Origin of the sequence: Mesorhizobium sp. WSM3864 (assembly GCF_002294955.1) — a bacterium.
Classification (GTDB): domain Bacteria; phylum Pseudomonadota; class Alphaproteobacteria; order Rhizobiales; family Rhizobiaceae; genus Mesorhizobium.
Map to the genome: position 1 here is coordinate 1 of NZ_NSGD01000036.1, position 20,894 is coordinate 20,894.

At 61.5% G+C, this 20,894-nt stretch carries 33 protein-coding genes; 21 read left to right on the plus strand and 12 right to left on the minus strand.

Annotation, left to right across the window (positions count from 1 at the left end; all coding sequences use genetic code 11):
• Positions 1 to 31 precede the first annotated feature (31 nt).
• A complete protein-coding gene (locus tag CK215_RS29615; RefSeq protein WP_095833035.1) occupies positions 32 to 1,132 on the plus strand; it encodes a flavodoxin family protein in 1,101 nt (366 codons plus the stop codon).
• A gap of 32 nt (positions 1,133 to 1,164) precedes the next feature.
• Complete coding sequence (locus CK215_RS29620; protein WP_067325232.1) at positions 1,165 to 2,166, plus strand: YihY/virulence factor BrkB family protein; 1,002 nt, start codon at positions 1,165 to 1,167, stop codon at positions 2,164 to 2,166.
• Here the strand turns inward: CK215_RS29620 and CK215_RS31110 are convergent.
• The 4 genes from CK215_RS31110 to CK215_RS29640 form a co-directional block, all read right to left on the minus strand.
• Positions 2,062 to 2,451, minus strand: coding sequence for a hypothetical protein (locus CK215_RS31110; RefSeq protein ID WP_141245584.1), 390 nt, complete (start codon positions 2,449 to 2,451; stop codon positions 2,062 to 2,064). The genes CK215_RS29620 and CK215_RS31110 overlap by 105 nt on opposite strands.
• A 328-nt stretch (positions 2,452 to 2,779) precedes the next feature.
• Positions 2,780 to 2,959 (minus strand): hypothetical protein, encoded by a 180-nt coding sequence (locus CK215_RS29625; protein WP_095778273.1) that lies wholly within the window; start codon positions 2,957 to 2,959, stop codon positions 2,780 to 2,782.
• A 101-nt stretch (positions 2,960 to 3,060) separates the two neighbouring features.
• Positions 3,061 to 3,258: a hypothetical protein gene (locus CK215_RS29630; protein ID WP_095833036.1), complete on the minus strand. Its 198-nt coding sequence runs from the start codon at positions 3,256 to 3,258 to the stop codon at positions 3,061 to 3,063.
• Positions 3,259 to 3,830: 572 nt separating this feature from the next.
• Positions 3,831 to 4,034: a CsbD family protein gene (locus CK215_RS29640; RefSeq protein WP_066999415.1), complete on the minus strand. Its 204-nt coding sequence runs from the start codon at positions 4,032 to 4,034 to the stop codon at positions 3,831 to 3,833.
• Between the two features lie 219 nt (positions 4,035 to 4,253).
• On the opposite strand from CK215_RS29640, the gene CK215_RS29645 reads away from it, so the two are divergent.
• Entirely contained in the window at positions 4,254 to 4,664 is a 411-nt protein-coding gene (locus tag CK215_RS29645) for an HD domain-containing protein (protein WP_095833037.1), read from the plus strand.
• 11 nt (positions 4,665 to 4,675) lie between these two features.
• On the opposite strand, the gene CK215_RS29650 is transcribed toward CK215_RS29645, so the two are convergent.
• Entirely contained in the window at positions 4,676 to 5,155 is a 480-nt protein-coding gene (locus CK215_RS29650) for a hypothetical protein (RefSeq protein ID WP_127335287.1), read from the minus strand.
• 128 nt (positions 5,156 to 5,283) lie between these two features.
• Here CK215_RS29650 and CK215_RS29655 point away from each other — a divergent pair, with 128 nt between their 5' ends.
• The 4 genes from CK215_RS29655 (at position 5,284) to CK215_RS31545 (ending at position 7,517) form a co-directional block, all read left to right on the plus strand.
• Entirely contained in the window at positions 5,284 to 5,529 is a 246-nt protein-coding gene (locus tag CK215_RS29655; protein WP_067325210.1) for a hypothetical protein, read from the plus strand.
• Positions 5,530 to 5,561: 32 nt separating this feature from the next.
• Entirely contained in the window at positions 5,562 to 6,620 is a 1,059-nt protein-coding gene (locus CK215_RS29660) for a PAS domain S-box protein (protein WP_245418869.1), read from the plus strand.
• A gap of 176 nt (positions 6,621 to 6,796) precedes the next feature.
• Positions 6,797 to 7,156, plus strand: a complete 360-nt coding sequence (locus tag CK215_RS29665) for an SPW repeat protein (RefSeq protein ID WP_066999436.1) — start codon at positions 6,797 to 6,799, stop codon at positions 7,154 to 7,156.
• 190 nt (positions 7,157 to 7,346) lie between these two features.
• Complete coding sequence (locus CK215_RS31545) at positions 7,347 to 7,517, plus strand: hypothetical protein (RefSeq protein ID WP_156752718.1); 171 nt, start codon at positions 7,347 to 7,349, stop codon at positions 7,515 to 7,517.
• Between the two features lie 195 nt (positions 7,518 to 7,712).
• Here the strand turns inward: CK215_RS31545 and CK215_RS29675 are convergent, their stop codons facing one another.
• Entirely contained in the window at positions 7,713 to 8,180 is a 468-nt protein-coding gene (locus CK215_RS29675) for an Lrp/AsnC family transcriptional regulator (protein WP_066999403.1), read from the minus strand.
• Between the two features lie 141 nt (positions 8,181 to 8,321).
• On the opposite strand from CK215_RS29675, the gene CK215_RS29680 reads away from it, so the two are divergent.
• On the plus strand, positions 8,322 to 9,077 hold the full coding sequence (locus CK215_RS29680) for a tryptophan 2,3-dioxygenase family protein (protein WP_095833038.1): 756 nt from the start codon (positions 8,322 to 8,324) through the stop codon (positions 9,075 to 9,077).
• A gap of 267 nt (positions 9,078 to 9,344) precedes the next feature.
• Positions 9,345 to 9,764, plus strand: a complete 420-nt coding sequence (locus tag CK215_RS29685) for a DoxX family protein (protein ID WP_067325191.1) — start codon at positions 9,345 to 9,347, stop codon at positions 9,762 to 9,764.
• Between the two features lie 12 nt (positions 9,765 to 9,776).
• Here CK215_RS29685 and CK215_RS29690 read toward each other — a convergent pair whose 3' ends face one another.
• The 4 genes from CK215_RS29690 to CK215_RS29705 form a co-directional block, all read right to left on the minus strand.
• Positions 9,777 to 10,082 carry a hypothetical protein gene (locus CK215_RS29690; RefSeq protein WP_066999393.1) on the minus strand — a complete coding sequence of 102 codons (306 nt, stop codon included), beginning with the start codon at positions 10,080 to 10,082 and terminating at the stop codon, positions 9,777 to 9,779.
• A 63-nt stretch (positions 10,083 to 10,145) separates the two neighbouring features.
• Positions 10,146 to 10,415 carry a hypothetical protein gene (locus CK215_RS29695; protein WP_095778279.1) on the minus strand — a complete coding sequence of 90 codons (270 nt, stop codon included), beginning with the start codon at positions 10,413 to 10,415 and terminating at the stop codon, positions 10,146 to 10,148.
• Positions 10,416 to 10,589: 174 nt separating this feature from the next.
• Positions 10,590 to 11,135: a hypothetical protein gene (locus tag CK215_RS29700; RefSeq protein ID WP_095833039.1), complete on the minus strand. Its 546-nt coding sequence runs from the start codon at positions 11,133 to 11,135 to the stop codon at positions 10,590 to 10,592.
• A gap of 139 nt (positions 11,136 to 11,274) precedes the next feature.
• Entirely contained in the window at positions 11,275 to 11,595 is a 321-nt protein-coding gene (locus CK215_RS29705) for a hypothetical protein (RefSeq protein ID WP_095833040.1), read from the minus strand.
• Positions 11,596 to 11,854: 259 nt separating this feature from the next.
• On the opposite strand from CK215_RS29705, the gene CK215_RS29710 reads away from it, so the two are divergent.
• Positions 11,855 to 12,829 carry an IS1595 family transposase gene (locus tag CK215_RS29710; RefSeq protein WP_095833041.1) on the plus strand — a complete coding sequence of 325 codons (975 nt, stop codon included), beginning with the start codon at positions 11,855 to 11,857 and terminating at the stop codon, positions 12,827 to 12,829.
• Between the two features lie 175 nt (positions 12,830 to 13,004).
• Here CK215_RS29710 and CK215_RS29715 read toward each other — a convergent pair whose 3' ends face one another.
• Together CK215_RS29715 and CK215_RS31115 are read right to left on the minus strand one after the other, a co-directional pair.
• Positions 13,005 to 13,778, minus strand: coding sequence for a DUF1828 domain-containing protein (locus CK215_RS29715; RefSeq protein WP_095833042.1), 774 nt, complete (start codon positions 13,776 to 13,778; stop codon positions 13,005 to 13,007).
• Entirely contained in the window at positions 13,775 to 14,269 is a 495-nt protein-coding gene (locus CK215_RS31115; RefSeq protein WP_141245585.1) for a hypothetical protein, read from the minus strand. The genes CK215_RS29715 and CK215_RS31115 overlap by 4 nt, the downstream gene beginning before the upstream one ends.
• Positions 14,270 to 14,678: 409 nt before the next feature.
• Between CK215_RS31115 and CK215_RS29730 the strand changes: the two genes are divergently transcribed.
• The 11 genes from CK215_RS29730 to CK215_RS32345 all read left to right on the plus strand — a co-directional run bounded on the left by CK215_RS29730 (position 14,679) and on the right by CK215_RS32345 (position 20,637).
• Positions 14,679 to 15,065 carry a hypothetical protein gene (locus CK215_RS29730; protein WP_095833045.1) on the plus strand — a complete coding sequence of 129 codons (387 nt, stop codon included), beginning with the start codon at positions 14,679 to 14,681 and terminating at the stop codon, positions 15,063 to 15,065.
• The gene (locus CK215_RS29735; protein WP_095833046.1) at positions 15,058 to 15,450 is read left to right on the plus strand and encodes a hypothetical protein; all 393 of its coding nucleotides are present in this window, start codon (positions 15,058 to 15,060) and stop codon (positions 15,448 to 15,450) included. The genes CK215_RS29730 and CK215_RS29735 overlap by 8 nt, the downstream gene beginning before the upstream one ends.
• On the plus strand, positions 15,395 to 16,087 hold the full coding sequence (locus CK215_RS29740; protein ID WP_245418870.1) for a terminase family protein: 693 nt from the start codon (positions 15,395 to 15,397) through the stop codon (positions 16,085 to 16,087). Before CK215_RS29735 ends, CK215_RS29740 begins: the two co-directional genes overlap by 56 nt.
• Before the next feature lie 270 nt (positions 16,088 to 16,357).
• Positions 16,358 to 17,113 (plus strand): terminase family protein, encoded by a 756-nt coding sequence (locus CK215_RS29745; RefSeq protein WP_082980602.1) that lies wholly within the window; start codon positions 16,358 to 16,360, stop codon positions 17,111 to 17,113.
• Between the two features lie 73 nt (positions 17,114 to 17,186).
• Entirely contained in the window at positions 17,187 to 17,441 is a 255-nt protein-coding gene (locus CK215_RS29750) for a hypothetical protein (protein ID WP_066999364.1), read from the plus strand.
• A gap of 658 nt (positions 17,442 to 18,099) precedes the next feature.
• The gene (locus tag CK215_RS29760) at positions 18,100 to 18,729 is read left to right on the plus strand and encodes a hypothetical protein (RefSeq protein ID WP_141245587.1); all 630 of its coding nucleotides are present in this window, start codon (positions 18,100 to 18,102) and stop codon (positions 18,727 to 18,729) included.
• A complete protein-coding gene (locus CK215_RS29765) occupies positions 18,729 to 19,157 on the plus strand; it encodes a hypothetical protein (RefSeq protein ID WP_095833050.1) in 429 nt (142 codons plus the stop codon). The genes CK215_RS29760 and CK215_RS29765 overlap by 1 nt, the downstream gene beginning before the upstream one ends.
• Positions 19,158 to 19,311: 154 nt before the next feature.
• Complete coding sequence (locus CK215_RS29770) at positions 19,312 to 19,593, plus strand: hypothetical protein (RefSeq protein ID WP_127240782.1); 282 nt, start codon at positions 19,312 to 19,314, stop codon at positions 19,591 to 19,593.
• A 7-nt stretch (positions 19,594 to 19,600) separates the two neighbouring features.
• Positions 19,601 to 19,915, plus strand: a complete 315-nt coding sequence (locus tag CK215_RS29775) for a hypothetical protein (protein WP_095833052.1) — start codon at positions 19,601 to 19,603, stop codon at positions 19,913 to 19,915.
• A gap of 58 nt (positions 19,916 to 19,973) precedes the next feature.
• Complete coding sequence (locus CK215_RS29780) at positions 19,974 to 20,543, plus strand: hypothetical protein (RefSeq protein WP_095833053.1); 570 nt, start codon at positions 19,974 to 19,976, stop codon at positions 20,541 to 20,543.
• Positions 20,512 to 20,637 (plus strand): hypothetical protein, encoded by a 126-nt coding sequence (locus tag CK215_RS32345; protein WP_280950833.1) that lies wholly within the window; start codon positions 20,512 to 20,514, stop codon positions 20,635 to 20,637. The genes CK215_RS29780 and CK215_RS32345 overlap by 32 nt, the downstream gene beginning before the upstream one ends.
• The last annotated feature ends 257 nt before the right edge of the window (positions 20,638 to 20,894 follow it).

Below are 20,894 nucleotides of genomic sequence, written 5' to 3' on the forward strand. Positions count from 1 at the left end.
CACCCGGCCCGCCCAACTCGGGCGTGGGCGCATGGCAAACAGCACAGATTTCAGCAAGGGCCCTGAGCCGCGCAAAGGCATGCCGAGCCCGCGTCTCGGCGAAAGCGAATTCAAGGCACGCTATCTGAGACAATTCTACGATCCGGCCTTTCAGTCGGAGGCGGATGCCATTGGCAGGCTGGCCGAGATCGCCTGGCAGGCTTACAGCGAAGAACGCAAGGCACCGATCACCAGAAAGGCGGGACAGGGCTTCCACGATCCGGACTATGATCTCTCCGTCGACTGGTTCGCCGCGCACGAAGCGGTCGAAGCGGCACAGCGCCGATACGAGGACAAGACCGCGCCGTCCCGCATCCTGCTCATAAACGGCTCCTCGCGCAGCGAGCACACCTGCCCGGGCGAAATGTCGAAAAGCTTCCGCCTTGTCGAGTTGGCGCGCAGCGCCATTGCAGCAAGACCGGGCTTCGCGATCGAGGTTCTCGACCTCGCGCGGCTCGCCTCCGAATACGGCCGCAGGATCTTTCCCTGCAAGGCGTGCTTCTCGACCGCGGCCGCGCTCTGCCATTGGCCATGCTCCTGCTACCCCAATCATTCGCTCGGGCAGGTCAATGACTGGATGAACGACATCTACCCGCTCTGGGTCGAGGCGCATGGCGTCATGATCGTCACGCCGGTCAACTGGTACCATTCCTCCTCGCCGGTGAAGCTGATGATGGACCGGCTTGTCTGCGCCGACGGCGGCAATCCCGATCCTTCGCTGACGCAGGGCAAGGATGCCGCGCTCGCCAAGAAGGTCGAGCTTGCCGGCTGGGACTATCCGCGCCATCTCGCCGGCCGGCTGTTCTCCGTCATCGTGCATGGCGACACCGAAGGTGCCGGAAGGGTGCGTCACAGCCTGGCCGACTGGCTGCGCTCGATGAAGCTCGATCCGGTGGGCGAGGCTGCCGAGCTCGACCGCTACATTGGCTACTGGAAGCCCTATGCGACGAGCCATGACGAGCTCGACGCCGACCATGCCGTGCAGAGGGAAGTCCGCAATGCCGCGCTGGCGCTCGCCGAAGCCGTCGAGAAGCGTCGCGCGGGTTCGTTCCAGACCATCGGAGCCGGGCTCGAGGATCCGCGCCCCAAATAGCCGACGAGGAGAAGCAGCCGACGGGGAGAAAGATGCAGCGCTGGTTCCAGGAAGCCTGGGTTGTGCTGAAAGAGAGCATCACCGGCTATGTCAACGACAATGCGCTGAGCCATGGCGCGGCGATGGCCTTCTACGCCACGACCTCGCTGGCGCCGATCCTTCTGATCGTGGTAGCGATCGCGGGCGTCGTCATAGGCAACGACGCCGCGCAGCTCGCGCTTTCGGCTGAGTTCGCGGGGGTGATGGGACCGCAGAGCGCCGAACTGCTCACGGCGGTGATCGAGACCGCCGCGCATCGCGGGTCCAGCACGCTGGCCACCCTCATCGGGCTGATCACGCTGCTTGTCACCGCCTCCGGCGTCTTCGGAGAGATGCAGCAGTCGTTGAACGAGATATGGAAGGTCAAGCCCAGCGGCGTTTCGCTTTCGCGCCTGGTGCGGGCGAGGGCGGCAAGCCTCGGGCTGGTGGCAGCTCTTGGCTTCATGCTTCTGGTGTCGCTCGCCGCAAGCACGGCGATCTCGGCGCTGAGCGAGGTCATCAACCAGCACCTGCCGTTCGGCGAGCTGATCGTGAGCGCGATCAACACCATCGTCTCCTTCGTGCTGATCGCGCTGCTCTTCGCGGCGATCTACAAGGTCCTGCCGGACCGCAGGCTCAAATGGCGCGACGTCGGCGTCGGTTCCATCGTCACCGCGCTGCTCTTCACCATCGGCAAGTCGCTGATCGGCTGGTACATCGGCACCAGCGCCATCGGCACGTCCTATGGCGCTGCCGGCGCGCTGATGGTCGTGCTGGTCTGGGTTTACTATTCGGCACAGATTTTCCTCTTCGGTGCCGAGATCACCCGCGCCTATTCGGTGCGGAGCGGCAGCCGGCAGGATCTCGCGCCCGTGGTGGCGGCCAGCGACGAAACGTCAAGGTCAGGCAGGTCACCGCAACCGGGCGTGCCGGACGGCGAGGTCGTCAGATGGATCGTCCTCAGCAGCCTGATCACGGTGCTGGTCTCGGAGTTCCGGCGCTGGCGGCAGGGGTGAGGATGCTGGCCGCCGGTTCGAGAGTTGGCCGTTCTCTGCCTGTCGCTCCTGCTGACGCTTTTCGACTTCGTAGGAAAGCCAGCGGCAGAACATCCCGATGATCGAGGTGGCGGCGCCGCCAAGCAGGCAGGCAATCAGCAACGGATTTTGCGAAACGTGCTCCCAACTGACGATCGCCAGCAGCATCACGCTTACCGTTGAGATCGAATAGCCTATGCCCTTGAGCAGATGCAGCGACGATATGGTCATCCCGGCCCGCCTTTCAGGTGCAACAATCAGCGGCAACCGAAGTTCCATGCACCCAGGGCCAGGCGCTTGGCAGCAGTTTCGCCGCTGTGTGCGAGCCGTTGAAACCTTGTCCAGCCGAATGCGTTGCCTCACGTGTCAATCGCGGGAGGAAGTCGTCACGATGCCAAAGACAGGGCCAGGTTGGGAGCAGGCCTATCAACCGCTCGAATTCGCCGAAAAGCACGGCCTGACCCTAAGGCAGGCTGAGATCGTCATCCAGACCAATGGACCGTCCAAATACAAATGCGATCTGGCGGCTCCGATCTTTCTCAAGGCGCTGAAGCAGCTCGCAAAGAATCGCGGGACGCCCGGCCGGGAGGCAGCATCAGTGTCGGCTTTTGAGGAACCGAGCTTCGCGCAGCAGCGAAGGCCAGTCGGTTCCGATTAGCTTGATCAACTCAAGGGCATCGTTTTCCGAAATGTCCGCGTCCTTTGCCAACCGGTGGGCGAGCATTTGGACATCGGCCTCCGTTTGCTGCACCTGCTTTCCATCATTTCCAACCATAGCGCGCCTCCTCTCAGACAAGAACTTTCGAGGTGGCCGTATGTTTCATTTTGGCGGCAAGGGCAGGCCGCCGGCGAACCTAAAGATCGCGCCGGCTTGCGCTACTTGCGTTTGGCCTTGAGCTTTTCACTCAATTCGACCGGATCGCGGCAGCCGTTCTCAAACAAAATCAGCGCGTGCCTTGCCGCCTGAAGTCGCTCCTCACTGTCCGACGGTATGCGAAATGTGCGGCAGTAGTCGTCGAGAGCGGCTGCGAGGATGACCAAATCCTCGGGGTTAAGGAAACCCGGAAAAACCATAGCTCTCCCTCCCGTTGACAGGTGAAAGTGAAAGCGTGGTCCGCGCTCACAAACGCTGGCCTGGGTTTGGGAGTTGCGGATAAGCGCTGGCGGCGGGGTCACATGTTGTGTCACCCTGCCATCAAGCGGAACCTTCTCGCGTCACGGACCGAGCGGTTTGGACCCCGGGCTTTGCCGCCGAGCACAGCACTGTGCGATTCTGGCCGAAGTCCGCTGCGGGTTCGAGGGAGATGGTATCCGATCGCCCGAGGCGATGGCGCCTAGCGCTTCCGCTTTCCGGCGCCGGCAGGCTTAGGCCCCACGGTCACGAGCGCCTCGCGCATTATCCGCAGGGCTTCATCGGGGGTTAGGCCGCATTTGCGGGCAAAATAAATCGCTTCGGAAGCCTCCGATCGCGAGGCTGCGGCGATAACGGACAAGGCCGGTCTCGATTTCTTCTTGGCCATCGGTTCACCGTGCCACGAATCGCTTAGTCAACTAATATAACGTCCCTGTTCTGAAATCAAAATTCCGGCTTTTGAGCCCGCAGCCCCGATCGGGGCTGCGGGCTCAATTTTATCCGGCGGCGGATCTTACCAGCCTTGGCGACTCGCCCAGTCGTCGATGTCGCGGCGGATGCGATCCTTCTCGATGCCGTAGCGCTCTTGGATCTTGCCTTCGAGCTGCTCGCGGTTGCCGGCGATGCGGTCGAGGTCGTCATCGGTGAGCTTGCCCCACTGTTCCTTCACCTTGCCCTTGACCTGCTTCCAGTTACCTTCGACGCGGTTCCAATCCATGGTGCAGACCTCCTTTGTGTTTGCGTAAATGCTAACGACTGCGCGGGCCGCGGGTTCCTGTTTTTCGGCCGGACACGAGGGAACATTTGAACGCTGCTCATGTTCTGCCGCAGTATGGCGCGCCGTCCCCTGCAAGGCGTGCCGGCGGACCGGGTCGGGACCCAATCCTGCCCGTCTCGTTGTCCCGTTGGGGCGGGCTTCCAATAGATCGAGGAGATCATGCTTTACCAGGCAGCGAAGATCGCCGAACAGGCCCATCGCGGCCAGAAAGACAAGACCGGCCGTCCCTTTATCGAACATCTGAGACGCGTCGCCGATGCGGTCGAAACGCTTGACGAGAAAACCGTCGCCTACCTGCACGACGTGGTCGAGAAAGGCGAGGGGTGGACGCTCGATCGGCTCGAGGCCGAGGGCTTCGGCTTTCCGGTCGTCGCTGCCGTTGACGCGCTGACGAAAAGAATGGACGAAAGCGAGCACGACTTTGTCTGCCGTGCGGCGTCCAACGAGCTTGCGCTGCCTGTCAAGCAGGCGGACCTCAAGGACAATCTCTGGCAGGCGCACCAAGCGGGCATCGACCCCGAGAAGTACGAGAACGGACTGCGCCTGCTCGACGAGTTGACCAGCGAGTGACTGGAATTGCCCTAGCCCTTGTCGCTCACCTGCAGCAGATCCGCCGACTCGGGTGAAAGGAGCGAGCGTTCCCGCAACGCCTTTTCCAGGTCGTTGCGGCTGTCAGCCGGGCAGGCGTCGGGCAGGTCGAGCGCCGTCAGCGCCTCTTCGTCGAATTCGATGGCTCCGCCATAGAGCTGAGCCACCTGCATCACCAGACTCTCGATATCCTCGCGGGCAATGTTCTCGGCGAGATTCATCAGCCTGATTTCTTCCGACAATTGGATGATGTTGACGATGCCGTTTTCCCGCAAAGCCCGCTGGACCTTGTGGTGAGCGTCGTTGCGCAACCGGTCGGAAAATCCTCGTAACATCGGAAAAACCTCCTTTCGCGGCGGTTCATCCCTCTGCCGGCCATAATGCGCCGACGTCGCTCGGTTGGCAACTAAAAAATGGAAAAGCTGCAAAAAAATCAACAAGTTAGCATAGACCGGCAAATGCGGTGTAGCCATATCGTTAGCACCGCCAGCGTCCCCCGCCTTTGTTGTCTCGCCTGACCTTGACGTCTTTTGAGCCGAATCCTACTTTTACTGGCAGTGAGTGACATACTCATTCGTGTCATGACCTGCGGGAGGCTAGGGTGGTTGAATTGGAGCGGCCGCAAAGGCTGCAGATCATGTTGACGGAAGAGGAACTCGCGGCAGTCGAGAACTGGCGCTTCGAGAAACGCATGCCGAGCCGCTCGGCCGCCGTGCGCGAGCTTCTGCGAAGGGGCCTCGCATCCGAAGGTTTCCTGACCGCCGAGACCGGCATGAAGTCGCAGGATTTCGGCGTGCTGGATCCAGCAAAGGGGAATGGCGAAAATCCTGACCCCTCCAAGGCTTAGCCGCTTGCTATGAGATTCGGCCGCGCTAACTAATGCCCATGGTGACATCCGGGGGCAGGGAAATTGAAGATGCCAGCGCCAATGCGCGTCTGGCCGCCATTGTCGATTCTTCCTTCGATGCCATCATCGGCAAGGATCTGAACAGCATCATCACCGACTGGAACCGCGCGGCAGAACGCATGTTCGGCTACAGCGCGGAGGAAGCCATCGGCCAATCGATGCTGCTCCTTATCCCCGAGCATATGCACGATGAGGAGACCGACATTATCAGCCGCATCCGCCGGGGCGAGGGCGTGGCAAATCTCGACACGATGCGAAAGCGCAAGGACGGCTCGCTCGTTGCCGTTTCGGTAACGGTGTCGCCGATCAGGAGCCTTGCGGGCGAGATCGTCGGCGCCTCCACGATCGCGCGCGACATCACCGCCGCCAGGGAAAATGAGCGCCGCATCCGGCTCCTGATGCGCGAGGTCAACCACCGTGTGAAGAACCAGTTCGCGGTGATCCTGTCGATGGTCAGGGAAACCAACAAGCGTTCTGCCAGCCCCAGCGAGTTCGAGGAGATGATCCGAGCCCGGATCATGGCGCTGTCGCGCTCGCACGATCTGCTGGTCACCTCGGAATGGGCAGGCGCCAGTCTCTTCGACCTCATCCAGGAACATCTGAAACCGTTTGGTCATGAGGAGCGCATCTCGCTTTCCGGCCCGCTTTTGACGCTGCAGTCGAATGCCGTGCAGAATCTCGGCATGGCCTTCCACGAGCTTGGCACCAACTCGTCGAAATATGGCGCGTTGGCGGGTGAGGGCGGGCATGTCGAGATCACCTGGACGGTCGAGACCGGCCCGAAGGCGCAGCGCCACTTTCACCTTGTCTGGCAGGAGAGGTCGAATGGCCATGCCAATGGCGAGCCGGACGAGACGGCGCGCAAGGGTTTTGGCACCGTGGTGCTGCAGCGGGTGGCGCCGCAATCGCTCAGCGGCTCCTCCAGTCTCGAGCGCTCGTCCGGTGCGTTGAAATGGTCGCTGACGGCACCGCTCGAGGCCATTGTCATGCCACAGCTGGGCGCTGAGAGCGGAAGCGACTTTTACGGATGAGGGCCCGTTCCGGAAATCGAAGGCATTTGCCGTAAAGGGACTTGTGCGGCGCGCAATACGGCTACCGCGGAAGGTTCCCTTGTCGCTCCATAAAAATGTATTACATCATGTAACATAGCGTGCGCATTGCACGCGAATGCAGTTGCTTTGGTCTGGCTTCATCGATGGAGGTTGTCATGGCAAGCAAACTGATGGAAGAAAGGAAGAGCAAGGACTGGGTTATCCTGGTCCTCGCGATCTGCCTGTTCATCTCACCCTGGGTCATCGGATTCACCGCGGCAATGATGCCCGCGTGGAACGCCTGGATTGTTGGCGTCCTGCTCGGTGCGCTGGCGCTCGCGACGCTTTCGGTGTTCGCCGAATGGGAGGAATGGGTAAATCTCGTGCTCGGGCTCTGGCTGATCGTGTCGCCCTGGCTGCTGGGCTTCGCGGCGGACAGGAACGTAATGCTCACGCACGTCATCCTTGGCGTGCTCGTGGTCGCGGCATCGGCCTGGGCCGTCTGGGACGTCCGTCATCCCCACGCCCATGCGTGAGCGGTGATTGAGGGAGCCCGCCGCGCAAGCGGCGAGCTCCTTAATAAGGCGATTCCAGGAAAAACGTGCAGTCGGTTTTCCGACCGGAACTGCATGGAAGACCTATCGGGGCAGGGGCTTGGCGGCGGTTGCGACCTCACGCAATTGCTGCAACCGGACACCTTTTCGTGCATTCTTGGGAATGGCCCCGATGCTCCATCCTGATCAGCCTGCCAAATGCTGTTCCTATTGCGGCGGCCGCGATCACGAGTTCGAGGCGTGCCCGAAGCGCAAGGCCGACGCCGAGAAGGAAAAGCCGCTGCGGCAGCCCGAGCCGGCCGGCCGTAGGGAGCCTGACGTGGAATCCAAATACCTGACGTAGCGTTCCTTCGCGCCCCCCTCTGTCCTGCCGGACATCTCCCCCACAAGGGGGGAGATTAGCAGTTCCGCCGCCGGCGATCTTCCTACACTTGACGAAAGCCGGCGTGACATCCGATCTCCCCCCAAGTGGGGGAGATGTCCGGCAGGACAGAGGGGGGCGCTGTCCCGCCGACGTCTCCATCTTTTCGCGCCCGGACTACCGCAGCGCATGCGCCGCTGCATCGGCGAACGAGATGTCGCCCTTGATCTCGCGCATCGCCATCGAGGTGACGGTGCGGCGCACGCCGGGCAGCCGGCTGAGCTCCTCGCGCAGCATCCTGTCCAGCGCCCGCATGTCGACGGTGACGATCTGCAACAGATAGTCGGCCTCGCCGGTCGTGGCATAGCAGCGGCGGATCAGCGGGTGCTTCCTCACCGCCGCCTCGAAAGCGTCCGACACCTCGAAGTCGATCGACACCTGGATGAAGGCCTCGATGTCGAAGCCGATCGCGGCCGGATCGATGCGGGTGGAATAGCTGCGGATGATGCCTTGATCCTCGAGCGCCTTCACCCGTTTCCAGCACGGCGTCTTGCTCAGTCCCACCTCTTCGGCCAACTCGCCGAAGGAGATGCGCGCGTCGCGCTCGAGTGCTGACACTATCTTGCGGTCAAGGGCATCAAGCATAGTCCGTTCTCCGATGTCGCGACAATGGGCGCTAATCGTACTCCAATTTCCGCTACTTGGATAACAGAAAGGAACAATGTTCAAGCCGGAAGCGCTATCCTTGGCTGCCTGCCGAACATGCCCGCGCGAGGAGGATGAGCCATGGACAAGTTGGACTATCACGCCCGCATCGAGGCGCCCGAAATGCGCGACTACGGCGTCTATCTCAAATGCGACCAGCTGCTCGCCTGCCAGAAGCCGCTCTCGCAAATGGTCAATGCCGACGAGCTGCAGTTCCAGATCGTGCACCAGGTCGAGGAATTGTGGATGAAGCTCATCGCCTACACGCTGGTCGACGTGCTCGACTATCTGGAGAGGCAGGACACGCACCGCATCGTCTCGCTGATGGGCCGCGTGCACCGGCTGGTGCGCATGATGACGGCGCAGCTCGATCTGCTGGAGACGATGTCGCCCAAGGAGTACCAGCAGATCCGCCTCGAGCTCGGTAATGGCAGCGGCCAGGAATCGCCAGGCTTCAAGCTTATCCTGCGCCTGCCGCCGGACCTCTGGCGGGCTTTCAAGCATTCGTATCTCGACGGCCGCGGGCTTTCCGTCGAGGACGTCTACGACGCTCACTACGATCATGGCGATGCTTATGTCGTGGCCGAGGCGCTGATCGAGTTCGACGAGCTGTTCCAGAAATTCCGCGCCAACCACCTCTATCTCATCCACCGCTCGATCGGTCTCGGCGCCAAGTCGCTGAAGGGCCGCCCGGTGGAGATCCTGGAAGGCGGGGCCCGCCACCGCTTCTTCCCCGAACTCTGGGACATACGCTGCGACATGACCGACCGCTGGGGTGCGGCCTACGGCACCGTGCGCGACTCGATCAGCCACCCGCCGCACGCGAAGGCGGGCTGAGCTTTCCTCGCCCCGCGCGAACAGGCGAGAGGTGGCGCGGCGTAGCCGCGAGGGAGAGCACCCTCGTTGAGCGCCGAGCTTGGCTGTGGGCTCGCCGTCTGGCGGTTCGTCCCGGCGTCGCCGGCGCCTCACCGGCTGCTGCGCGGCGACTCTCCGCGGCCTGCAGTGGGGTGAGGAAACAAGTGAAGCAAAAATTCCGGCCCCTGTCGGAATCATTGCCCTTCCTCCGTCCTTGGGGCATCAACAGCTTCGAACCGGAGGGACAACGTGGAAACGCAATCGGCCTGGCAGACCGCCGCCATTCTCATCGCTCGCCTGATCTTCGCCGCCGTCTTCGCGATGGCCGTGACCTTCAAGTTCATGGATATGGGCGCCACCGCCGGCTACATCGCCGCCGCCGGGTTTCCGTTCCCGCTGTTTCTCGCCTGGTGCGCGGCGATCCTGGAGGTGCTTTTGGTGATCGCCTTCCTCACCGGCGCCTTCTTCACGCCGGCGGCGCTGGTCGCGGCAGTTTATGTGATCTTCCTCGGCTTTTCATTCCACGGCCCGTCGCACTGGACCGGCAACCAGGCCGAGTTCGGCTTCTTCGTCGATCATTTCACTTTCCTCGCCGGCCTTTTCTTCGCCGCCGTGCATGGGCCGGGCAAGTTGCTCGCCGTCCGACAGGGTTGGCCGGGCCGGGCGTGAGGCGCCGCCACTTCACATCTGATCGTTATAGGGTTCCTTCATCTGCCCGACCATGCGCGCCAGCTTGGAGAAGGACGGCATGTCCGCTTCCGGCTGGCACTGGTTGGCGAGCTCGAGCAGGCGGATCGGGAAGTTGATCGCATCGCGGTTCGACGCCGAAATCGCCTCGGACCGGTCCTCGCCTGTCTCGACGGCCTCGGCCTTGCGCAGCGCGATGTCGATCTCCTCGACCGTCAGCACCCCCTTGCGCACCAGAGTATGGTTGATTGCCGCGACGGCCATCAACAGGCCCTCGAGTTGCAGATTGGCGACGTTCATGGCGCTTCCTCCCATTGACCTCGCTTGAAAACGCATGAGCGGCGTTTCCGATCCGGGAGCGCCTTAGGCCTCCATCAGGCGCACGCCATATTCGGCCCAGAGCTGCTTGATCTCGCGGGCGCCCAGCGGCGGGGTCGAGCGATCTCCGTAGGAGATGGCCACGGCGCTCAGATCATATTGGCCGTCTGCCTCGGCGATGAAGCGGATGGCTTCGCCAAGCGGGCGCGAATGGAAGACCGGATCCGCCTGGCCTCGGCCAAGACTGCGGACGCCTGAAATACCTGCTGGCGCATGCCGCATCCGAAAGACCGATGCCATGGCGGATTTGTCCATGCCCGCTCTCCGCGATTCCCCTTGGGGAATGATTCCATAAGGTCCGGCTAATGACCAGCCCAAGACAACCGGGCACACCAACGACAACCGGGCACACCAACCCGCCGCTATGGAAAGGCCGGGCTCTGGGCCCGGCCTCCTTCCGCGGCCTGCGCTGGGGCGGCCGTCGGTGCTCTAGCGGGTCCAGGGGCGAGCCCAGTCGTGGTCTGCGTCCGAGTTGCGCGCCATCGCCATGCCGATCAGCAAGCCGACGAGGCCGCCGAGGACCATGGCAGTCGAGACGGTGCCGGGATTCTGCTGCACGGTTTCGGAAACGCTCTGCGCCTGGCTTCGCAACTGCCTTGCCGCGCGTGAGGCGCGATCGCTCGCGCCGCCGTAGAATTCAGAAGCTCGGTCGGCCGCGCCGCTGTAGAGGCCGGAGGCCCGGTCGGCCGCGCTCTGGTACCACCCTTGCGTCGCACTGGCGGCTTCCTCGGCCTGATCGGCAAGCGCGCGGTTGAGCCGGCTCACCTCGCGCTTCAATTCGGCAATCTGCTTCCTCATCGCCGCTTCCGAAGCGGCTGAAGATCTGGCGCTGGTGCGCGAAGCGCTGCCGCTGCGGGCAGCGCTGCTGCGGCTCGGATTGGTCCGCTCTGTGCCGCCGCCCTGGGACGTCGAGCTGCCGTTGCGCGCGGCTGCTGCGTTCGTGTCCTTACCCTGGTTGGTTTCATCGTCTGCCATGGGTCTCTCCTTGCTGAACTCTGCAACGGCTCACGCCCGACCTTGCAACGGCTCACGTCCGCCATGGTTCCCTTCCAAGCAAAGGGCCGTGGAGCGGAACGCCACGGCCCTCGCGCGACGAAACTGCCGCGTCTCGTTACTACTTGCCGCAATGATTATCGTTGGCCGACGGCGATGCCGTGCCAGGCGACGTGTGAGTTGCATCCGGCTGGGCGCCCTGCGGCGTCGCGGGGCAATTCCGATCGGCGTTCGAATTCATGCCGTCCGTGGTGATGCTGCCCGTCGTGCCTGTATCGGGCGCCATCTGATCGGGCGGCGGATTAGCAGGCGTGGTGGGGTCCACCGTGATGCTCTGGCCGCTGCCCGCCGTGTCGGCGGTACCGCCCGTTGCATTCTGAGCCATCGCAGCCGTAGCCAGACCGATGGTCAGAGCCGATGCCGCAAGAATCTTGATGAGCATGATCTTCTCCTTCTTGTGCGAGATCGTTTCTCTGTTCGGGAGTCTGTCGCGTCGCGACTAAGGGTGGAACCCCTCGGCCCGGAGGTGGTTCCGAGAAAAAATTTCTGGAACTTTCAGACCTGGGCCACAATTTGTCGGTGCGCGAGCGAAAGCCGCTTCCCGGCAAGGCTGCAGACAAGCAGCTAGGAAAATTTACCTAATTATATACTTGACAAAGTACGGGCGATTTCATAGATTTGCGGCATAGGGGAACGCCGCCATGCAACTCACTCACCCGATCTTCACCGACGCCGAAGCCGCCCGCGTACACCTTGAGGCGCAGCGTTGGCCGCATGGCCCGAACTGCCCGCATTGCGGCAATGCTCGCGCCGACCGCATTACCAAGATGGAAGGCAAGGCTCACCGTCCCGGCCTGTACAACTGCATGGAATGCCGTGAACAGTTTACCGTCACCGTCGGCACCGTTTTCGAGCGCTCCAAGATCGCCTTGAACAAATGGCTTCTGGCGACGTTCCTCATGGCTTCGTCCAAGAAAGGCATGTCGGCTCACCAACTGCACCGCATGCTCGGCGTCACTTACAAGACCGCTTGGTTCATGGCGCACCGCATTCGCGAAGCGATGGCCGAAGACGTTAACTCGTCCGGCCCGCTTGGTGGCGAAGGCAAGGCCGTAGAGGTTGACGAAACCTACATCGGCAAGCGTGAGACGCCGCGCACGCCGTCGCCTCAGCGTAGGGGCCGTCCTTACCTCAAATCTGGCGGCAACCAGAAGCGCACCGTTGTCGGCCTTGTCGAGCGCGGCGGTAACGTCCGCATGTTCCATCTCAACGACGCCACGGCTTCAACCGTGCGCGAAGTGCTTGTGCGCAACGTTGACCGCAAGTCGATCCTCTACACCGACGCCTCGCGCCTCTATACGCGCACTGGCGAGGAATACGCCTCGCATAAGACGACCAATCATGCGAACGGCGAATATGTTCGCTACGAAGGTGCCGAGACGATCCACTCCAACACGATTGAGAACGTGTTCTCAGTCTTCAAGCGCGGCATGGTCGGCGTCTATCAGCATTGCGGCGAAGCTCACTTGCACCGCTACCTTGCCGAGTTCGATTTCCGCTACAACCGCCGCGCTGCCCTCAAGATCACCGACGCCGAACGCCATGACCAGTTGCTTGCCAAGATCGAAGGCAAGCGCCTTACCTATCGGCGGATTGGTGAAGCCGGTAACGCCTAAGCAGAAAGCACGAAGGCTTATCGCTTTGAGGAAGAGGAAGGCGAAGCCTTAGCTGGTTTCGCCTTCTTTGCCGGCGCCTTTGTCTTGCTCTTATCGGCATCGTGTGGCTTCGGCGGCGTTTTCAGCATCCGCTTTAGCGTCTCGTTGAACAGCTTCTCGTCAGACTTAGTATCGCTCATGCCGCTTTACCTAGCGCCTCGCGCGTAATCCTGGCAATTGCCGCGTCCTCATCATCCTTATAGACCGGAACGGTTGCCAGTCGATTGGTTGCCCTTCGACGTAGGTCGTTGGATATGGAGTGGTCATCCTCCAAGAGTGCAACAACCGATAGATCTTGCTTCAGTTCGTGCAGGGCCGCGAAGTGAAGAAAGATCGCGTCGTTTACTCGCGCAGGGGAGTTCCCGAAAAATACCGCTACTGGCGGGCGGTCGTGCGCTTCCAAGACCATATCGGGCGTCACCTCACTCAGGCGCGAGTTGACCCTCTCGTTTTCCCTGACTCTGGCGCGGTCACCGATTGCTGACCTTATTCGTTCGGCGGCATCTTCCTTGAACGTCGAAGCCACCTTCTCCTGTGTCAACAAGAGGAAGTCATTCATGCGGATCATGATGGCGACGAAGGCCAATGCCCTAGCCGGCAAATCAATCTCGGGAAACGAGGCGGTCTTTATCGTCCCGTCATCATGATCGAAATGGGCATGAACCGAAGATAGCAACTGTTCCAAGCCGCGTCGGCGCGTATCAGTGTCAAAATCCACGCCAGCCGCTTCGAGTTGCTGGATCGTCGCGCCATCGTCCTCAAGCCTGAAAGCGCCGTCTTCCGTCTTCGTGACGTAGAAGGCAACGCGGTCACCATCATCGCGCAGGAATGCCGTAGAGACAGCGAGACCGGCCGGCACCTCCGTTACCGTGATGTCATTGCAAAACGCTTGGCAGAGTTCGGCTTTCATACCATTCCTCCGGCCTTGTCGATTCTGAAGATCGATATTGCGCAATTAAAGGCGGTCTGGGCAGAAAGCGGCTGTTTTAGATGCCTGAATTCAACTCGCCTATGATACGCGTTGGTCTTGGGCAGGCGAACCCCACCAAAGCGATTATGGGCCTGATTAAGCTTGGACAAGTCGGCGCAGCGAGCATGGCAGTGCCATCCTGGTTCGCTGGCGTGGTACTCGTAATCGCAAATGACGAGCGTTTCGCCACCTCTGACCACGCCAAGGCTGGCGCGAAATATTTGCTTCGCCTCGTTGAAGAGTAACAAAACGCGGCAATCATGGCCTTCAGCCACAAACGAGATAACTCGCCACTGGTAAAGCGGCCCGTATTTGTAGGCCTTTGCTTTTGCTCGACGTGACGGCCACTTTGGGCGAGGTATTTCACCTCGCTTCCAATCTCCCGTCTCTACGGCGGACTTATCCGCCGCTATGATCCCCTTAAGATGCATGACGTTCCTCTTAGCCCAAAATGGCTAAGGAATCACTCATGCTTTGTCAAGTATATAATTAGGAAAATTTACCTAGGAGCCTTGTCAGGTGAGGGCAGCTCTGCTATGATTTTGTCCATGGTGCTGATTTGCGCCAACGACCCGCCAGCCTGCGGGTTTTTTTGTGGCTCCTCACCTTGGTGGCTTCGCCAGTTGGCGAGGCGACGGGACAGCATCCTCCTGTGGCGTGCCAGCCATATCCCCCGCAAGAAGGGGGTCGATGTCGCGGAGGCTTTTGCCAATCCGATGTTCGGAAAAACGGGCGCCAAGGCCGAAGCCGCTGATCTCCCCCTCGCGGGCGAGATGTCCGGCAGGACAGGCGGGGCGGGAACTCGACCTTTTAGTTGAATCCAATCTGCGGAAGCTCTGCATGCCACGCTATGCCACCATCATCACCGGCTACGACGGCGCCGAAATCGTCAGCGCCATCGGCGAGTTCGCATCGTTCGGCGAGCCGCCCCGCACAGGCCGCGTCGAGGAAGTCGTGCCGGGTGTGCGCATCGGCATGGTGCGCGGCGGTCCGATCGACGCGATCGTCGGCTTCGGCTTTCCGCGCCAGGGTCTCGATCCCTCGGCTATGAGAGCCGCCGCGGCGAAGCTGAAACGAACGGAGCCGTTTTCCGGACAAGTCAATCAGCCCTCCGCCCCGAAGGTCGCCCGCGCCAAGCCGCGCAAGAAGCCGGCGCGCAAGGCCGCCAGGGCGCGTGCGGTTCGTTCCGCCGGAACGTCGGCAGCCGATGCAGCCGTCAATGGCTGACTGCGCAGGCAAGGCGCGGTGCGCCGGCGCCCGAACCGCTGGAGCGAAGGCTGAGCCGGCCGCCGCGCCGGTAGCCAGGCGCTCGGAAAAGACGCTGGGCGACGATTTCGCCGCGGCGCTGCGCGCTGATTTCCGCGCCCATGGCGCCGGCGTCATCGCCGCGGTCAGGGCGGAAAAGCCCGACCAGTATCTGAAGGTCGTGCTGACGATGCTGCCCAAAGAGTTCTCGCAGGGTCTCGATGCGAACCAAAACAGTCTGGACCAATTGAGCGATGAGGAGATCCGCAGCCGCATCCGCTGCCTCGAAGCGAGGCTGCGGCCGTTCGTCGATGATGGCGACCTATCTGGCGCTGCTCGAGGAGGTGGACCGACGCCGTCAACGTAACCTTCTTGCTGCCTACAGGCCGTACCAAAGGCAGGCCGAGTTCCACGCGGCGGGGGCAAAAAACCGCGAGCGCCTGTTCATGGCCGGTAACCAGCTCGGCAAGACCAATGCAGGGGGCGCCGAATGGGCCATGCACCTCACCGGCCGCTATCCGGACTGGTGGATGGGCAAGGTGTTCGACACGCCCGTCCGGCTTTGGGCCGCCGGCGTCACCGGCGAGGGCACGCGCGACAATCCGCAGCGTGTGCTGGTCGGCCCGCCGCAGCAACAGGCGGAATGGGGCACCGGCATGATCCCGGCCGACGCAATTGCCGAAACGACGATGGGCCGCGGCGCGCCCCGAGCGCTGGACAGCGTCGTCGTGCGCTGGGGCGGTGGCGGCGATGTGCAGGCGGGCGAAAGCGTGCTCTCCTTCAAGTCCTACGAAAAAGGCCGCGAGAAATGGCAGGGCGAGACGCTGCACGGTGTCTGGTTCGACGAGGAGCCGCCGCTGGACATTTATTCCGAGGGTCTGACCCGCACCAACGCGACGGGCGGGATAACCATCGTGACTTTCACACCGCTGCTCGGGATGTCGGATGTGGTGCTGCGGTTTTTGTCGAGCGAAGAAGTGGAGAGTTGGGCAAGGGGTGAGTGACGGCCAATCTCCCCCCTTGTGGGGGAGATGCCCGGCAGGGCAGAGGGGGGCGCTGTCCCGCCAGCCTCTCGAAGTCTCTTAATTCAGCCGGTTCGAACGGCATAAAGTTCCGCAGGATAGCGCTCCTTCGCGCCCCCCTCTGTCCTGCCGGACATCTCCCCCACGAGGGGGGAGATTGGCAGTATGGCCGTCGGCGCCATTCCCTCTCCTCCATCACGGCTTCGCCGCACCTCTCCCCCACGTTCGTGGGGCGAGGAACTGGAGCTTGCCATGTCCCGACACGTGACCTTCATGACCATCGACGATGCCGGGCACTATTCGCCCGAACAGCGCGCCGAAATCATCGCGGCCTATCCCGAGCATGAGCGCGAGGCGCGCGCGAACGGCATTCCGGTGCTGGGCTCCGGTCGCATCTTCCCGGTGCCGGAGGAGATGATCGCCTGCGAGCCGTTCCGGCTGCCGCGCTGGTGGCCGCGCATCGGCGCGCTCGATTTCGGCTGGGACCATCCTTCGGCCGCGGTCGAGCTCGCCTGGGACACCGAGGCCGACATCGTCTACGTCACCAAGGCCCACCGCGCCGCGCAGCAGACGCCGGCGATGCAGGCGCTGGCGCTGAAGGCCTGGGGCGAATGGCTGCCCTTCGCCTGGCCGCGCGACGGCCGCCGCGAAACCTTGGAAGGCGCCGGCGTTGCGCTCGCAAAACAATATGCCGCGCATGGGCTGACCATGCTCTCGGGTCACGCCCGCTTCGCCGACGGCTCCGTCTCGGTCGAGGCCGGCCTGATGGACATGCTCGACCGCATGCAGTCCGGCCGCTTCAAGGTGTTTTGCACGCTTCACGCCTGGTTCGAGGAGTTCCGCCTCTACCACCGCAAGGACGGCCAGGTCGTGAAACTGCGCGACGACCTGATGGCCGCGACACGCTATGGCGTGATGATGCTGAGGGAAGCGGTGGTTGACCCGGCGGAGTTCAAGGCGGCGCGGCGGCCGGCGGCGCAGAGCGATCCGCTGGGCGCGTTTCGGTAAAGTGGTAACAGAGGCAGGGGACATGGCGAAACCCGTACGGTATTGTCCACGGCATTCAGGGGGGGCAGGCCGCATGATCTTTTCGACGATGTTCCGTTCTATCAAGATGGCTGTCAGTGGCGAGGTCATTCAGCGGATCGATACCCCAATTATGGACGGCCACTGCACGATTTCCCTGCGCCTGAAGCGGGATAGAAAAGGCCGCAAATATGTGGTGCTGGCTGGCATAGCCAGCGGCAACTACCAGTATTATCCAATGGAGCTGGAACAGTTCAGGCAGATCATCGAAGCGGCCCTCGCCATACAATCTGCGACTGCTGCCGAGTAGCTGGCTCCGCTCCGTACAGGACAGGGCGATCCGCTGGGGGCTTTCAGGTAGGGCAGAACCTCTCTCTTCGTCATACTCGGGCTTGACCCGAGTATCCATGCCGTGACCCTTGCCTTGGAGTGCAGCGGTGCAGAATTCTGAAACCGTGTCAACACTTTAGCGTCACGGCATGGATTCTAGGGTCTGCGCGCATCGCGTCGCTCCTCGCTTCGCCCTAGGATGACGAAGAGCCGTTCCGGCCACCCCAGCACGAGTGACTTCTAGCCTCTCCAAAATCCTCAATCCAGCAAGTCGCGCACGCGCCGCCGCGCTTCCGATCGGCTGCGATCGCCTGCGCGCCCCTTTTCCAAAGCCCAGTCGTGCACCGACCCTGCTACCCGGGAAGCTTTATCTCAACAGCTAGACCAAGCTAGGATTTATCAGCCACCACTGCGGCGACAGGGGAGCAATCACCTTCTTCGGCGGCCCCCGCGAACCCAAGTCTGCAGTTCGACAGGCCGCAGAGGGTTTCGGCAATTACCTCAGCGAGAGCTTTGAGGCCCTTGGCCGTGCCCCGCACGGCATTGGGCTGATTCTGCAGGATCTGCGCGATTCCCCTTGGGACTTCCTTGAGCAACTGCCGGTCACCCCCGGCTCGGGGGCTGTTGCCGAAGGGCGCTTGGCGTCAGAGGCAGCCGACGAAGCTGTTGCAAAAGGCTTGGCGATTGTCCGCGACGGGGCGGCCAAGTTTACCAAGCCGCTCGAGAAGTTTGCAACGAGTGGTTCGCGCGCCAAGTCGGGGCTCGCCGCTGATGCCGCGGTGGCTCGCCAAGCGGTTGAGACGAAATCTCTGGTCAAAGCCGCGGAGGATGCTGCCTACCGTGTAGGCACCGGCGCCAAACTCAAGAAGGGCGAGGTTCTTGAGATCATAAAGTCGATCGCAAGAGATCCTTCTAAGGTAAAGTATCAAGGGGCATCGTTCGGGAGGGCTGCCTCCAAAAACTACCGCAAAACATTTCTTGATGCGAACCCGAATCTGCAGGGAGAAGTTGTCGTACATCATGCTGCGGAGCGACAGATATGGGAGAGATTTCCAAGCATCGTCGCTGCAAACGAGGAGCACTCTCTTCAGAATCTTCGTGGCATTCCAAAAGCATTGGACAACCTTTTGCACAAGGTCATTTTGCGGTACGAGTGGGACGAATTTTACGAGGCGTATCCTCAGCCAACACGTCAGCAAATTCTGGGTTACGTGAGTTACATCGACAAGAAATACGGGCATCTGTTCAATCCTCCGATAGGTGAGTGATGCAATATTTTAAGATACGGCCGCACGTGGCTGGTGGTATTGGCAAAGGCACGGTTCTCGACTCGAGCGTTCATCCACCGATCGTAACCAAGCTCCACTACAAGGTAGAGGCATGGTTCGGGGATGTGATTGTTGCGACGTTTCCTTGTTTCCTCGTCACTGAAGAAACCCAGCGTGCGCTGCAGAAGATGGGCTTTTCAGGCGCGACGTTCGCGGACGCTGAGGTGACGACCTCGGAAGAGTTTCAAGAGGATCAACCCGGCCTGGAACTGCCACATTTCGTTTGGTTGAAAGTGAATGGAAAGGCGGGTCAAGACGACTTCGGGATCGCGGTGCCCTTCCGCCTCGTCATCTCGGAACGCGTTCTTGATCTGCTTGAATCGCTGGGCATTTTCGTTGCGATAGTCGAGCCTTACGACGACGAATAGCATGGGAATTGGCGATATCAGCACACTCAATCCCTGAAGCGACTCAGCTTTTTGAGGTTAACTATTGTTTAGATGGGCCGAACGAAATAGTGCACTGTCACCGTAATTCCCTTCATCCGAATCGCCGAGGAGGATTTTCCTTATGGGGAAAATAATGAAGCTACTGGATATCGTTGAAAGGCTGTCGGATTTTGATGAAGAGGACACGATCTATGTATCGGAGCCTTGGACCGAAGACTCTGATGCAATGGTTGCGACCGCGCCCGATGATACTATGGTACCACCAAAGGCGGCGGCCAAGGCGGGTCTGACATACTTCATCGAAATATTCATCGCGATCGAGGTTACAGAGGGATGGATTGCGTCGCAGAAGGAAAAGCCCAGCCTCTCGGCGATCTGCGACAGGCTGATTTATTATGCCACCTATGATGCGTGAGGGGTAAATGTCGGACGACAAGCGTTATGAAGGAAAGCCGCTGCTCAGGCTTCTGGAGTTTTATGTGCTCAAGGCGATTGGAGAACTGTCTCAGGAATCCGAAGAGTCCCTGGACGCCATGGCGCCGAAGTTGCAGGCCATCTATGGCGGCGATGGACGGTGGGATGACGCGATCGCCAAGGCTCTTCACATGCCCGACGCGATGCCAGAGGCGATCCGGGATATGTGGAAGAAGAATCTCAAAATCGCCCACAACAACAAGGTAACGCTTACGCCCCAGCAATTTGCCGAAATGTTCGTGGACAACAACTTCGCGGGCTGAGATTGCGGTAACGGAGTCCCCTGGCGACGGCTTCGCTCTCGACCACGAAAGCCCATCCATGCCCACCCGCATCGTCCCCGCAACGCTGCGGGATCTCTCCTACATCGCCGCCAACCTGCGTCCCGAGGACCGGGCCGAGATCGACTGCCAGCTCGACCATTGGTCGCCGGCGCTGCTGGCGCTGACGGCGCTGCAGGGCTTTGCCTATGTCGCCGAGCTCGACGGCAATCCAGAGGCCGGCTTCGGCGCGGCCGAGCAGCGGAGCGGCCTTTGGATCGCCTGGAACTGGGGCACGCGCCGCATGAAGCGCTGCGTGCCGGAAATCACGCGCTTCTTCCATGCGGTGCTTGGGACCCGGGTCGCGGCCAAAGGCGCCTGGCGGGTCGAGGCGAGGGCGCTTGCCGAGAACGAGCTTGCGCTACGCTGGCTGGACCGGCTCGGCGCTACCCAACGCTGCCGCCTGCCGGGTTACGGCAGGAACGGCGAAGACTTCTTCCTCTACGACTGGACAAGAGAAAGCTGGAACCATGTGTCTCTTTCAAAAACCGCCGGAACTGAAGCCATTGCCGCCGACGCCGACTATGCAGGACAAGGACGTGCAGGCGCGGGAAGCGGCGCTCAGGGCTGAGCTCGAGCAGCGCCAGGGCACGCTCTCCACGGTCAAGACGGATCTGGCGCCAAACGACGTTGCCGGCCGGCGCCGCGTGCTGCTCGGAGTCTGACGCCATGACAGCGATGAAACGCAGTTTCCGCCGCCGCGTGCTCGATTGGTGGTATTGGCGACGGCATGCGCGGTTGGTGAAGCGGCGATCCCACTGATCAACATCGGCGCCTTTCCCTTCTCTTGCGATTTCCAACACTTAGCTTCGCTAAGATGTTGAAATCGCTTTCTCCCCCACAAGGGCAGGGCTATCGCATATGGGTCAGAGCCTGGGTGAGATAGTCGTCATTCCAGGCGCATTTCTTGATACGGTGGCTG

Excerpts from the sequence above, each read along its gene's own strand:
- CK215_RS29615 (WP_095833035.1), top strand. The coding sequence starts at position 32 with ATGGCAAACAGCACAGATTTCAGCAAGGGCCCTGAGCCGCGCAAAGGC.
- CK215_RS29620 (WP_067325232.1), top strand. The coding sequence starts at position 1,165 with ATGCAGCGCTGGTTCCAGGAAGCCTGGGTTGTGCTGAAAGAGAGCATC.
- CK215_RS29625 (WP_095778273.1), bottom strand. The coding sequence starts at position 2,959 with ATGGTTGGAAATGATGGAAAGCAGGTGCAGCAAACGGAGGCCGATGTC.
- CK215_RS29630 (WP_095833036.1), bottom strand. The coding sequence starts at position 3,258 with ATGGTTTTTCCGGGTTTCCTTAACCCCGAGGATTTGGTCATCCTCGCA.
- CK215_RS29640 (WP_066999415.1), bottom strand. The coding sequence starts at position 4,034 with ATGGATTGGAACCGCGTCGAAGGTAACTGGAAGCAGGTCAAGGGCAAG.
- CK215_RS29645 (WP_095833037.1), top strand. The coding sequence starts at position 4,254 with ATGCTTTACCAGGCAGCGAAGATCGCCGAACAGGCCCATCGCGGCCAG.
- CK215_RS29650 (WP_127335287.1), bottom strand. The coding sequence starts at position 5,155 with ATGGCTACACCGCATTTGCCGGTCTATGCTAACTTGTTGATTTTTTTG.
- CK215_RS29660 (WP_245418869.1), top strand. The coding sequence starts at position 5,562 with ATGCCCATGGTGACATCCGGGGGCAGGGAAATTGAAGATGCCAGCGCC.
- CK215_RS29665 (WP_066999436.1), top strand. The coding sequence starts at position 6,797 with ATGGCAAGCAAACTGATGGAAGAAAGGAAGAGCAAGGACTGGGTTATC.
- CK215_RS31545 (WP_156752718.1), top strand. The coding sequence starts at position 7,347 with ATGCTCCATCCTGATCAGCCTGCCAAATGCTGTTCCTATTGCGGCGGC.
- CK215_RS29675 (WP_066999403.1), bottom strand. The coding sequence starts at position 8,180 with ATGCTTGATGCCCTTGACCGCAAGATAGTGTCAGCACTCGAGCGCGAC.
- CK215_RS29680 (WP_095833038.1), top strand. The coding sequence starts at position 8,322 with ATGGACAAGTTGGACTATCACGCCCGCATCGAGGCGCCCGAAATGCGC.
- CK215_RS29690 (WP_066999393.1), bottom strand. The coding sequence starts at position 10,082 with ATGAACGTCGCCAATCTGCAACTCGAGGGCCTGTTGATGGCCGTCGCG.
- CK215_RS29695 (WP_095778279.1), bottom strand. The coding sequence starts at position 10,415 with ATGGACAAATCCGCCATGGCATCGGTCTTTCGGATGCGGCATGCGCCA.
- CK215_RS29700 (WP_095833039.1), bottom strand. The coding sequence starts at position 11,135 with ATGGCAGACGATGAAACCAACCAGGGTAAGGACACGAACGCAGCAGCC.
- CK215_RS29705 (WP_095833040.1), bottom strand. The coding sequence starts at position 11,595 with ATGCTCATCAAGATTCTTGCGGCATCGGCTCTGACCATCGGTCTGGCT.
- CK215_RS29710 (WP_095833041.1), top strand. The coding sequence starts at position 11,855 with ATGCAACTCACTCACCCGATCTTCACCGACGCCGAAGCCGCCCGCGTA.
- CK215_RS29715 (WP_095833042.1), bottom strand. The coding sequence starts at position 13,778 with ATGAAAGCCGAACTCTGCCAAGCGTTTTGCAATGACATCACGGTAACG.
- CK215_RS31115 (WP_141245585.1), bottom strand. The coding sequence starts at position 14,269 with ATGCATCTTAAGGGGATCATAGCGGCGGATAAGTCCGCCGTAGAGACG.
- CK215_RS29730 (WP_095833045.1), top strand. The coding sequence starts at position 14,679 with ATGCCACGCTATGCCACCATCATCACCGGCTACGACGGCGCCGAAATC.
- CK215_RS29735 (WP_095833046.1), top strand. The coding sequence starts at position 15,058 with ATGGCTGACTGCGCAGGCAAGGCGCGGTGCGCCGGCGCCCGAACCGCT.
- CK215_RS29740 (WP_245418870.1), top strand. The coding sequence starts at position 15,395 with ATGATGGCGACCTATCTGGCGCTGCTCGAGGAGGTGGACCGACGCCGT.
- CK215_RS29745 (WP_082980602.1), top strand. The coding sequence starts at position 16,358 with ATGTCCCGACACGTGACCTTCATGACCATCGACGATGCCGGGCACTAT.
- CK215_RS29750 (WP_066999364.1), top strand. The coding sequence starts at position 17,187 with ATGATCTTTTCGACGATGTTCCGTTCTATCAAGATGGCTGTCAGTGGC.
- CK215_RS29765 (WP_095833050.1), top strand. The coding sequence starts at position 18,729 with ATGCAATATTTTAAGATACGGCCGCACGTGGCTGGTGGTATTGGCAAA.
- CK215_RS29770 (WP_127240782.1), top strand. The coding sequence starts at position 19,312 with ATGAAGCTACTGGATATCGTTGAAAGGCTGTCGGATTTTGATGAAGAG.
- CK215_RS29775 (WP_095833052.1), top strand. The coding sequence starts at position 19,601 with ATGTCGGACGACAAGCGTTATGAAGGAAAGCCGCTGCTCAGGCTTCTG.
- CK215_RS29780 (WP_095833053.1), top strand. The coding sequence starts at position 19,974 with ATGCCCACCCGCATCGTCCCCGCAACGCTGCGGGATCTCTCCTACATC.